This is a genomic window from Novacetimonas maltaceti (assembly GCF_002906255.1).
Taxonomy (GTDB): domain Bacteria; phylum Pseudomonadota; class Alphaproteobacteria; order Acetobacterales; family Acetobacteraceae; genus Novacetimonas; species Novacetimonas maltaceti.
Genome location: NZ_POTC01000015.1, coordinates 58,178 through 69,649 on the forward strand (window position 1 = coordinate 58,178; position 11,472 = coordinate 69,649).

At 63.9% G+C, this 11,472-nt stretch carries 11 protein-coding genes; 5 read left to right on the top strand and 6 right to left on the bottom strand.

Features of this window, described 5'->3' with window-relative positions:
• The first annotated feature begins 57 nt into the window (after positions 1–57).
• Together KMAL_RS07490 and KMAL_RS07495 are read left to right on the top strand one after the other, a co-directional pair.
• Positions 58–309 carry a hypothetical protein gene (locus KMAL_RS07490; protein WP_110095117.1) on the top strand — a complete coding sequence of 84 codons (252 nt, stop codon included), beginning with the start codon at positions 58–60 and terminating at the stop codon, positions 307–309.
• A 215-nt stretch (positions 310–524) separates the two neighbouring features.
• Positions 525–1,457, top strand: coding sequence for a DMT family transporter (locus tag KMAL_RS07495; protein WP_110095134.1), 933 nt, complete (start codon positions 525–527; stop codon positions 1,455–1,457).
• A 20-nt stretch (positions 1,458–1,477) separates the two neighbouring features.
• Here the strand turns inward: KMAL_RS07495 and KMAL_RS07500 are convergent, their stop codons facing one another.
• The 5 genes from KMAL_RS07500 to KMAL_RS07520 are packed head-to-tail and all read right to left on the bottom strand — an operon-like array spanning position 1,478 to position 6,796.
• The gene (locus KMAL_RS07500; RefSeq protein WP_110095118.1) at positions 1,478–2,206 is read right to left on the bottom strand and encodes a copper homeostasis protein CutC; all 729 of its coding nucleotides are present in this window, start codon (positions 2,204–2,206) and stop codon (positions 1,478–1,480) included.
• The gene (locus tag KMAL_RS07505; protein WP_110095135.1) at positions 2,193–3,182 is read right to left on the bottom strand and encodes an oligopeptide/dipeptide ABC transporter ATP-binding protein; all 990 of its coding nucleotides are present in this window, start codon (positions 3,180–3,182) and stop codon (positions 2,193–2,195) included. The genes KMAL_RS07500 and KMAL_RS07505 overlap by 14 nt, the downstream gene beginning before the upstream one ends.
• A complete protein-coding gene (locus KMAL_RS07510) occupies positions 3,179–4,213 on the bottom strand; it encodes an ABC transporter ATP-binding protein (protein WP_110095119.1) in 1,035 nt (344 codons plus the stop codon). Before KMAL_RS07510 ends, KMAL_RS07505 begins: the two co-directional genes overlap by 4 nt.
• Positions 4,214–4,216: 3 nt before the next feature.
• Positions 4,217–5,656, bottom strand: coding sequence for a M81 family metallopeptidase (locus KMAL_RS07515; protein ID WP_110095120.1), 1,440 nt, complete (start codon positions 5,654–5,656; stop codon positions 4,217–4,219).
• A gap of 18 nt (positions 5,657–5,674) precedes the next feature.
• Positions 5,675–6,796: an ROK family transcriptional regulator gene (locus KMAL_RS07520; protein WP_167400124.1), complete on the bottom strand. Its 1,122-nt coding sequence runs from the start codon at positions 6,794–6,796 to the stop codon at positions 5,675–5,677.
• Between the two features lie 124 nt (positions 6,797–6,920).
• On the opposite strand from KMAL_RS07520, the gene KMAL_RS07525 reads away from it, so the two are divergent.
• From KMAL_RS07525 to KMAL_RS07535, 3 genes are read left to right on the top strand one after another with little or no spacing between them, the layout of a single operon-like run.
• Entirely contained in the window at positions 6,921–8,477 is a 1,557-nt protein-coding gene (locus tag KMAL_RS07525) for an ABC transporter substrate-binding protein (protein ID WP_167400125.1), read from the top strand.
• Positions 8,474–9,394, top strand: coding sequence for an ABC transporter permease (locus KMAL_RS07530; protein WP_110095123.1), 921 nt, complete (start codon positions 8,474–8,476; stop codon positions 9,392–9,394). The genes KMAL_RS07525 and KMAL_RS07530 overlap by 4 nt, the downstream gene beginning before the upstream one ends.
• A gap of 13 nt (positions 9,395–9,407) precedes the next feature.
• On the top strand, positions 9,408–10,232 hold the full coding sequence (locus tag KMAL_RS07535; RefSeq protein WP_110095124.1) for an ABC transporter permease: 825 nt from the start codon (positions 9,408–9,410) through the stop codon (positions 10,230–10,232).
• A 156-nt stretch (positions 10,233–10,388) separates the two neighbouring features.
• On the opposite strand, the gene KMAL_RS07540 is transcribed toward KMAL_RS07535, so the two are convergent.
• On the bottom strand, positions 10,389–11,036 hold the full coding sequence (locus KMAL_RS07540; protein WP_110095125.1) for a TetR/AcrR family transcriptional regulator: 648 nt from the start codon (positions 11,034–11,036) through the stop codon (positions 10,389–10,391).
• Positions 11,037–11,472: the final 436 nt, after the last annotated feature.

Below are 11,472 nucleotides of genomic sequence, written 5' to 3' on the forward strand. Positions count from 1 at the left end.
AGGCCCGTATCATTTCATGGGCATTTACGGACGATTACAGACAGGACCAGACAGATCATGAGTGCTACCGAAAACCTGCGCAAGCTGAGCCCTGAAGACCTTCAGGACATCGCGAAGCATGTGGAAAAATCCCTGCACCAGCACAAGGCGGAACTGCACCAGCAGATTGCCGAGCATCTGAGCAGCCTGAAGGGCGAGGTGCGGGTCCATGAAAACAGGATCCCGACATCGTGCAAGGTCTATGGTGTCCTGATCCTCGCGGTTGCTTCGCTGGCAAGCTACATCTTCGGCCGCAAGTCCGCCGACTGAGCGCGTTCGAGACCGTGATCACCGTCCCTGCCATGGCCCGTATGCGCGGTGATGGCGGGGATGGGATCGCTGCATATTCCCGACAGGGTATCATGTCTGAAATCATGGGGCAGGACGCAGTCTTTCCGCATGGCTGGTGTTGCATGACAGCGCTGGTTTTCATGCTGTCCGGCCCATAAGTCTCGACCGGGACATACGGATCACGGATGCAGCAGATGAAGACGGGCTTTCTCTCCTCAGGCATGATGCTGGCCTTTGCCGCCTTTTCTGCATTTTCAGTCAGTGACGCTTTTTCCAAGCTCCTTGCCGGGGCGGTTGACCCGTTCGAGGTCGCCTTTTCCGGCGGTGTCTTCGGCTTCCTGATCATTCCCTTCATCCGCCGCAAGGATGAATCCTACCTCGACATCTTTTCCCCGCAGCGGCCCGGCATGTGGATCGTGCGCGCCATCGCCACCTTCGCCGCCACCGCCGCGAGTGTCGAGGCCTTCATGCTCCTGCCCATGCCCGAAGCCCTGTCGCTGATGTTCCTCATGCCGCTGTTCGTGACCATCCTGTCGGTCACCCTGCTGCATGAAAAGGTCTCGGCCTGGGCCTGGGTCTCGGTCATCGTGGGCTTCATTGGCGTGCTGATCGTCCTGCGTCCGGGGATGCGGGCGCTGCACCTTGGGCACCTGTGCGCCCTGATCGCGGCTGTGGCCAATGCCGTGGGCGTGATCGCCTACCGCCTTGCGGGTAACAATACACCGCGACTTTCCCTGTTCGGGTCCAGCCTGTTCGGCCCCCTCGTGGGGGATGGGGCATTGATGCTGGCGCATGCGCACTGGCCGCATGGGTGGAAGACGTGGCTGTTCCTGTTCGGCTATGGCTTCCTTGCGGCACTCGGGCAGCTCCTGATGATGGTGGCGACCGCCCGCGCCCCTGCCAACCGGGTGGCCCTGCCGCAATACAGCCAGATGCTGTGGGCGGTGGTGTTCAGCTATTTCCTGTTCCATCAGGCGCTTGATGACTGGACCTTTGTCGGGATTGTCGTGGTGACCTTCTCGGGCATGCTGAACTGGATCCGCCAGCATCTGCGCTACGAACATCTGGCCTTCGAGGAGCGGCGCGCCGCCTGGCATCGCCTGCGCGAACATGAAGCAGGCACATGACGCCCGGTGCGCCTGACATTCTATGACGCGACCGGCCCGCATTCGCGCACTGCGGCCACAAGGGCGCGAATGGCGTCGGGATCGGTCAGGCCGGGCATCGGGCCAAAGCCGAAAGCACCTTCATCCGTCGAAGGCCGCGCGGGGCGCCTGCAGGATGCGTGAACCTCGCTTACCCCCGTGGCCCGGATCAGTTCCCCCGCATTGCCTGCGTTCACGCCACTGCCGGCAAGGATGATGATACGGCCCGCCGCCTGCGCGTTCAGCCGTGCCAGGCAGTCCTGCCCCTGTGGCGCGGTCGGGCGCTGTCCCGATGTCAGGATGCGCGTAAATCCCGCGCTGATCGCAAATTCCAGTTCCTCGGCAGGATCGCGCACCAGGTCGAAGACGCGGTGCAGTGTCCGCTCCATTTCCGCGCAGTGATCCGACAGGCGCAGCAGGAGGTCATGATCGAGGGTGCCATCCGGCCGGATCGCCCCCAGCACCACTCCCCGCAACCCCGCTTCCCGCGCCGCGCCGATATCGTCGATCATGACGGCGGCCTCATCATCGTCAAACACAAACGATCCGGCGCGCGGGCGCATCATGGCCAGCGCCGGGATGTCGCCCCGGGCCGCGCAACGCATCAGCCCGACCCCTGGCGTCAGTCCCCCGACATCAAGGGAGGCGCACAGTTCGATCCGGTCCGCCCCGGCCATGTTGGCGGCAGCAACGCCCTGCGGTGTTTCCACGCAGATTTCAACGCGCGTCATGAAAAATCTCCGGTCGCAGGCAGGCGACCCATCGGCCTGCCATAACCTGTTTCAGTGGGGGAACCGTGGCGGCGCATGCGGCCGTGGTGTGGGCGCAGCGGTTGCGGAACGCACATCCGTGATGCAGGTCCTGTGCTGCGGCGCCCGGATCGGCCGCGGGAGGCATGTCGCCTTCCCCGTCCTGGCGCAGTCCCGGGGCCAGTGCCAGCAATGTGCGTGAATATGGATGGAAGGGCCGTGTGCGGAACGCCAGTATCGGGGCAATTTCCATGACACGGCCCAGATACATGATCACGACGCGGTCGCACAGGAACATGACCGTCGGCAGGTCATGGGAGATGAACGCCATGGCAAGCCCAAGCCGTTCGCGCAATCCGCGCAGCAGGTTGATGACCTTTGCCTGCACCGACACATCAAGCGCGGAGACGGGTTCGTCAGCCACGATCAGCCGGGGGCCGACCGCCATTGCCCGGGCAATGCCGATGCGCTGGCGCTGCCCGCCGGAAAATTCATGGGCGAACCGCATCAGCGCATCCTCGCCCAGTCCGACGGATGCCAGAAGGTCGATGACCTTCTGCCGGCGGCTTTCGCGGGTGCCGATGCCGTGGACCTCCAGCCCTTCGGCAACGATGTCGCGCACCCGCAGGCGCGGGTTCAGGCTGGCGGCAGGGTCCTGGAAGATCATCTGCACCTGACGGCGGTACCAGCCCAGATCAGCCCCCGACAGGGCATGGATGTCGCGCCCTTCGAAACGCACGTCCCCGGCCGTCGGGCGCTGCAGGCGGACCATGCACCGCCCGACCGTCGTCTTGCCCGATCCGGATTCACCAAGGATCCCGACGATTTCCCCCGCATGGATGTCGAACGACACTTTGTCCAATGCCTGAACATTCGGGGCGCGTTGCCCCAGCAGGCTGCGGGGCGCACGGAATTCCACGCTCAGATCACGGACCGACAGCAGTGCGGGGCTGTTCATGGGCAGGCCACCGTGGCCATGTCGCGCCATGCGATGCAGCGTGTGGCATGCCCCCGTGCCGCATCGACCACCTGCAGGTCGGGATGCCCGACGCGACAGGCACTGCCCGCCATGTCACACCGCGTGGCAAACGCGCATCCTGCCGGGCGATGGGCAAGGTCCGGCGGATGGCCCCGGATCGTGGGCAGTTCGGGCAAGGCGTCCGTCCCCAGCGCGCCGAGATGGCGCACCGGCAGGCAGTCTAGCAGCGCACGGGCATAGGGATGGCGCGGGGCCGCCATCACATCGGCCGCGCGCCCACACTCGACCACCTGCCCGGCGTACATCACCATCACCCGGTCGGCAAAGGCCTCCACCAGTGACAGGTTGTGCGTGATGAACAGCACCGCCATCCCGGTATCATGACGCAGCCTTTTCAGGATATCGAGGATCTGCGCCTGGGTCGTGACGTCCAGCGCCGTGGTGGGCTCATCCGCGATCAGCAGCGCGGGACGGCAGGCAATGGCGATGGCAATCATGACGCGCTGGCGCATGCCGCCCGACATCTGGTGCGGGTAACTGCCCACCCGTTTATGCGGGTCGGTGATCCCTACCGCCGCCAGCAGGTCGGCCGCGCGCGCCATGGCGGCGTGGCTGTCCGCCTGCCCGTGCAGGACAAGGCCCTCGGCAATCTGTTCGCCCACCGTCATGGCGGGGTTGAGCGAGGTCATCGGTTCCTGGAAGATCATCCCGATCCCGCCGCCCCGGACCCTGCGCAGGTCCCGTTCTGGCGCGCGCGCAAGGTCAACGGGGGCCTGACCGTCAGGCTGGAACAGCAGCCTGCCACCCGTGATGTGGCCGATACGGGGCAGAAGCCCCATCATCGACAGGCTGGTCACGCTTTTTCCTGAACCGGATTCCCCGACCAGCGCCACGATCTCGCCGGGGTGGATATCGAATGTCACGTCATCCACGGCATGGACAACGCCACGCCGCGTGTGGAAATGGATATTCAGCCCCTCGACCGAGAGGACGGGACGTGACATCGCCATATGTCAGCGTCCCTTTCGCGCCGAAGGATAGACGTGGGGCGACCATGTGAAGGACGTGTCGAACGGGAATGTCGGCCGCGCCTTGTGCAGTCGCGCAAGGCGGGTGACATGCTGGTCCACCGCCCCGGGCGACAGCGCCATCAGCGCGGGACTGGCAATAGGGGCGAGTTCCGGCGACAGGTAGCCGGATTTGACCACGACAATCCTGGCCTGGCGCGGGTCAAGCCCCAGCGCCGTAAAGTCCGCGATGTTATGATAGGGCCTGCGCCGCGCCGCCACGACTACAAGTATCCCGCCAACGGCAATGACGGCCTGGCGTTCGCGTTGCTGCGGATCGTCCAGGACGAAGCGGACTTCGCCCGTCACCTCGACCGGCGTCGTGTCCGTGGGGTCGAGCGCACCGCCAACCGGCAGCGTGACCCATGTCCCCACGCCTGCGGCGCAGGCCGCGCGGGTTGCCTGCGGGTCGGCAATACCGGCCACGATGACATCGCGCACATCGCGTTCGATCAGCGCACGCAGCACGTCAATGCGATCACCGACGCCGCCGCCTGTCGGGTTGTCACCTGAATCCGCCACGACCACTGGCGCGGTCGCGCACTGCTGCGCCCGGTCGAGGGTTTCCGCGATGCTGCCAGTCCAGCAGCCAAACCGGAACTGCGTGCGTGCGTCCCAGTAGGCCGTGGCCATTTCCTCCGCCGCAGCCTGCATCGCCGCCGCATCCGTGCCCGTCATGACCGAAGCCGCGGTCGCGCGCGGTTCATCCGCCCAGACATACCCCACCATGAGCGAGGCATCCCAGATCCCCTCGCGCCGGTCCACTTCCGGCAGGCGGGCGTACAGGCCACGCGCGGGTTCGTCCTCGGTGCTGGTCTTCTCGCCGGGCAGCACGACCGGCACCGGCGCCCACACGACATGGGGCCGCACGCCATCCGTCAGGCAGCGCACCAGCATCGTGACCGCCCGGCGCATCGTTTCCTGCACATCAATGTGTGGCGCGGTGCGATAGGTCGAAAACATGTCGATGGCGTCAATGATGCGCTGCGTCACATTGCCATGCAGGTCGTAGCTGACGGAAATGGGCACGTCCTCGCCCACGACGGCGCGGGTGGCGCAGATCCAGTCACCTTCAGCATCCTCCATACCCTGCACGTACATCGCGCCGTGCATCGACAGGTACACGCCATCCAGCGGTCCCGCCGCACGCAGGCGCTCAAGGAACTCGTCACGCAATGCGTGATAGGTCTGTGCCGTGACCGGGCCGCCGGGGATGGCGCGGGCATGCAGGGTCGGGATGAAATGTGCCGGATAATCGGACAGGAACGCGAAATAGGGCGCCTGGGACAGGGCATCGCCCCGCAGGACCCGGAAATCCTCCATCCGGGTCGGAACCGGATTATAAGTGCTGCATTCAATATGAATGCCGCCCACGGCAATACGCATGTCCTGTTTTCCCTTTTGTCAGAATTCGCGGAACAATGACCGGTCGGCGGCGACGCTGGCCGCGCCGAATGCCCATGAATCGGCCATGACATCACAGGTGATGATCTCCGGCCGGGGGGCGAGTTGCGGCAGGATGTTGCCTTCCGCCGCCTGTCGCATCGCGCGCCCGAACAGGCCCGTCAGCTCTCCCCCCTGCCGCACGACAAGCACACGCTGCGGATCCATGATCTGCACCATCTGCGCGATCATCAGGCCCAGCGCGCTGCCCGAGCGGTGCAGCAGTTCGACGGCGCCAAGATTTCCCTGGGCGGCAAGCTGTTCAAGCTGCTCCAGTTCCCCCGGCAGTCCGGCCCGTGTCGCAAGGTGTGAAATGGCCGCAAGCGACGATACGGTATCGAGGCACCCCCTTTTTCCGCACAGGCACGGCAGGCCCCCCGGTTCCGCCGTGGCATGGGCGATTTCCCCCGCGCCGCCGCGAAAGCCGCGAAACAGTTCGCCCCCGAACATGTGCCCGCACCCGATCCCCTGCCCGACGGAGACAAGGCTGAAGGATGCCGCCTCCCGCATGGGGCCAAAGCGGTACTGCGCGACGGTCAGGGCATTGGCGTCATTCTCGACATAGGCCGGCAGTCCGCAGGCCTGCGTGATCAGCGGGCCGAGCGGCGCGTTCTCCCATCCCGTCAGGGTCGAGCGCACGCAGATGCCGCCCTGTTCATCCACCAGACCCGACACCGCAAGCCCGATGCCACGCATGCGCCGTGCATGGATCGACCCATCGGGTGCGACCCGTGCGATCAGGCGGCGCACATGCGGGCCAATGTCCTCCATCCGGTCCGGCAGGTCGATATCGTGGCGGTCAAGGATCGTCCCGTGCAGGTCGCCAAGCACCATGACCGGGCGGTCCGCAAGTGAGATCCCGACGAAAAATGCGCTGTCCGCCGCAATCCCCAGCCGGACAGATGGCCGCCCGCCCCCGTGCACCGTATCGCGCGTCTCGATCAGGCCATGTGCCAGCAGTTCCGCCGTCACCATGGAAACGGCGCCCTTGCTCAGGCCGGAAAGGCGGATCAGTTCCGCGCGGCTCAGGGGACCGAACTGGTTGATCAGGCGTAGCAGTTGCACATGCGACCGGCAGGACACATGCCCCTCCATTGCGGATAAAGATCAATTTATATCATTGATTGATCTTTCTTTCGTCAAGTAAGTTTTTTATGTGATATAAGTGACAACAGATCGAAACGATATGGGTGATCGTGACCACCATATGACATGCCGGTACCGCCTGCCCCTGCTCCGCACCGTCCTCCTCGCCTGCATGGGCGTGCTGGCAACGTCCCCGGCCCCGGCGGCGGAACTGTCGCAGGGACTGAGCGTGATGCAGCCCGAACCCCCGCGCAGCATGGACCCGGCGGATCAGGTGGCGACCGATACGTCCTCCATCCTCAATGCGATGTATGAGGGACTGGTGCGTGCCGACGCGGATGGCACCATCCATCCCCTGCTGGCAACGTCATGGACGCATGACGAACAGGCCACGACATGGGATTTCACCCTGCGCCGCAATGTCCGGTTCCATGACGGCCACACCATGACGGCCCAGGACGTGGTGCACAGTTTCGGCCGCCTGCTCGATAAGGATGCGCCGCTTGCGGGAAGCAGCCGTTTCATGGCGGTTGTCGATACGGTCACGACCACGGATGAGGACATGACGGTGCGTTTCCACCTGCATCGTCCCTACCCCGATTTCCTTCTGCTGCTTTCCTTCAGCCAGGCATCTGTCACGTCGCCGCATGCGGGCGCGTCGCTGTCGCGGCATGCGGACGGGACCGGGCCATTCCGGTTCGGGGAATGGAAAAGTTCCGAATATGTCACGCAATCACGCAACCCCGATTACTGGGGCGCGCAGCCGGATATCGCCAGCGTGCGCTGGATCTGGTCGGCGGAGCCTTCGGTCATGGACATGTCGCTGCATACCGGTGACAGTGACATCGTCAGTGATCTGCCCGCGCTTTATGCCCAGCAGATGCAGGGCGACCCCCGTTTCATCATCCATGACGACGCCAATGGGCCATTATACTGGATCGCCATCAACATGGACCGGCGCGCGGGATCAGACCTGCGCATACGCCAGGCGCTGAATTACGCAACCGACCGGCAGGCGCTTGTCCATGCCCTGCTGCGTGACAGGGGGCAGCCCGCACGATCCCCGTTGCAGCCGTCCTCCCCCTATTTCGTCAGTTATGCGCCCGATCCGCAATATGACCCGGAACGCGCGCGCGCCCTTCTGGCCGAAGCCGGGCTGCCCACGGGCCTGAGCTTCAGCCTTGCCGTGCAGGAAATGGACGAACCCATTGCCGAGGCCTTGCAGGACATGTGGAAAAAATCCGGTATCACCCTGCATATTTCACGACTGGAAGGAGGCGTCTATGCGGCAGAGGCCTTTGCCAGTCCCGCGCAGAAGGAGGCGCTGCGGCTTGATGGGGTGCTGGCATCGTGGTCGTCGGGGTTCATCGCCGACATGCAGTTGCGTCCCCTGTTCTATAGTGGCTCCGCAGCCCCTGCGGGGGCCAACCTTGGCTTTTTCCATGATCCCGACGTGGATGCGCTGATCAATGCGGGGGCCGTGGAAACGTCAGGGGACAGGCGAAGGGCCATCTACGCCAGGGTGCAGCAGTTGATCATGCACGATGCGCCTGCGGTCCTGCTTTATACCCGTGATACGCTGGTTGGCATGCGCGCGGACATATCCGGGCTGGTCGTGCGGCCTGACGGGGCGCTCGACATCACGCATGTGACGCGCAACCGGCAGTCCCATTCATGAACGCGCGCATCATCAACAAACTGCTGATGCTGCCGGTGGTGATGCTGGTGGTCTCGTTTACGGTCTTTGTCGCGGTCCGTCACCTGCCCGGGGACCCGGCGCGCATGCTGGCCGGTCCCGCCGCGACGCAGGATGCGGTCGATGCCATGCATCACAGCCTTGGGCTGGACCGTCCGCTCCTGCAGCAATATGGCGGATTCATGCGCGGTGCGCTGGGGGGAGACCTCGGCATTTCCATTGAATCGCGCCAGTCGGTAGGGCATGAGATCGCCAGCCATTTCCCCTATACGCTGCTGCTGGGGCTGAGCGCCTATGCCCTTGCGCTGTGTTTTGGCATTCCCGGCGGCCTTGCCGCCGCGATGTTCGAGGACGGGGCGTGGGACAGGATCTTCATGGGGGTGACGATCGTGCTGGCATCGGTGCCCAATTTCTGGTTCGCGCTGCTGCTGATGGAACTGTTTTCCGTGCGCCTTGGCCTCCTGCCGCTGATGGGCGCACATTCATGGTCCAGCCTGCTGATGCCGTCACTGACCCTTGCGCTGATGCCCATGGCGCTGATCGGGCGGATGACGCGGGCCAGCATGATCGCCGTGCTGTCGCGCGATTACATCCGCACCGCCCGTGCAAAGGGTGTTGGCCTTGTGCGCCTGTGCCTGCGCCATGCCCTGCCCAATGCCCTGCCCCCGGTCATTACCGTCATCGGCATGAACCTGGGCAGTGTGATCGGCGGGGCGGTGGTGACCGAAACGGTCTTCGGCTGGCCCGGCCTTGGCCACCTGATGATCGAGGCCGTGCGCTGGCGTGACTATCCGGTGATCGAGGGCGTAACGCTGGTTGCGGTGCTGTCGGTCATACTGGCCAATCTGGCCGCCGACATCCTCATTTCCCGCATTGACCCCAAGGCACGGCGCACCTGAAGGATATCCCGCCATGACGGCTTCATTCCGCGCCCTGATCGCGCGCCTGCCGCTTTCGCTGCTGGTCGGCCTCGGACTGACCATGTTCCTGGTGCTGGGCGCGCTCCTTGCCCCGCTCATCAGTCCGGCGGACCCGCTGTCACAGGACCTGTACGCCACGTTCCAGCCGATGTCATGGCACCATCCGTTCGGCACGGACGCGTTCGGGCGCGACGTCTTCAGCCGCATCGTTTACGGCACGCGCTATTCCCTTGCCGAAGTGTGCATCAGCGTCCTTGTCTCCTGTGTTGCGGGCACGCTGGCGGGCATGCTTGCGGCACTGGTGGGGGGACATGTGGAACAGGCGGTGATGTGGGTTGTCGATATCATCTTCGCCTTTCCCGGCATCGTGCTCGCGCTGCTGATCCTCAGCCTGCTGGGGCCGGGATTCATCAACATGCTTCTGGCGATCTCGCTTTTTTCCATTCCCGTCTATGCCCGCCTGGCGCAGAACCTGACGCATGGCCTGCAGCGCACGGAATATGTGGAGGCCGCACGCACGCTGGGTGCCGGCACGTGGCGGATTCTGCATGTCCATATCATGCGCAATGCGCTGGGGCCGATCCTGGTGCAGTCCACGCTGACGGCCGGTTCGGTCATCCTGACGGCGTCAAGCCTGTCGTTCCTGGGTCTGGGCGTGGCGCCCGCCACACCGGAATGGGGGGCCATGATGAGCGATGGCCGCAATTACCTGGGCATCGACATCCTGCCGTCCCTGTTCCCCGGCCTTGCCATCACGATTACCGTGCTGGGGTTCAACCTGCTGGGCGAAGGTGTCCGCAAGGTCATGGAAAAATAGGCGCGGGCCTTTGGACCCATAAAGGTTTCCGGGCCCCGTATTTTCAGAAATTCTATGTGTTTCGAAGGTTTTTTAAAAAATCTTCCCAAGCCCCCTCGCTTTTCCCGACCTTCCGGGATGGTCATTTCATGACCGACCGGGATGCTGGCAGGGGCGTCATGTTGCGTCGGGCATTTCCTCCGCTTCCGGGGCGGGCCATAGCGAGGATTGCAGTTCGTACATTTTCTGCAGCAGCGGCACCAGCGCGGGCCGTCCCTTCAGGCGTATCCATTCATCAAGGGCCGTGCGGAAAATGGCAATGCCGCCACGCGCCATCAGGCGGGCGGCGTTGCGACGGTTCTTCCGGTCGGGAATGCGTTTTGCCAACCCGTCGGCAAGGCAGTCTTCCCACTTGGCGTATTTCTGGAAGCTGACCGTCCGCAGGGAGGGCGTCTTTTCAATCAGGAACACGAACGCATAGGTGTCTTTCCGGTTTTCCGCGATCTGGGGGACCAGCGCGGTGAAAGCATGCATCATCGCATCGGCGGGGTGCATGTCGGCAGGACAGGAGGCCAGCGCGTCGCTCAGGCTTTGGGTCATGCCGCGCGTCCAGGCAAGGACGATATCCCCCTTGGTCTCGAACATGCGAAACAGCGTGCGTCGCGAAACCTTGGCCGCATCGGCGATTTCGTCCACCGTTGTCTGGTCATATCCCTGTTCGGAAAACAGGTGCATCGCCGCGGCAATCAGGGTGGCGCGGATGCGTCCCTGCTTGCGCTCGCGCAGGCCGGGCTTGGGCTGGTCCTCAGGGGCGTCGGGCTTCATACACTCTCCTCATGTCCGCAGCCATCATGCCGCAGGGCATCGCGAACATTCAAGGCGCAAGGGAAAACAGGCCTTACGCAGGGCCATGACCGCATCCGGATGGGTCGATCAGGGAATTCTGCGGTTTCTTGCCATGTCCCTGCCCCCCTTGTCGAGCCATGCCCCCTTTTCGCGGTCGTGGCATCCGCCGTGGTGGCGCCATGGCAGGCCCCTGCTCCGCTGAAAAAGCACGGCATTTCACGGTTCCGTTATCAACCGGAAGTTTCTTAAAAAGAATCTCATGTATAAGAAGTAATGATGAAAATTTTTTAGCAGCCTGTCGGGTTGGGGTACCCTGTGAAGAGGTGAAGTTGTAAGGTGGTGAGATGAGCAGCTTCATCCCGTTTGACCGGTCTCAGCCGTATCTTCTGCCGCCTGATCTGAAGTCGTGGCTTCC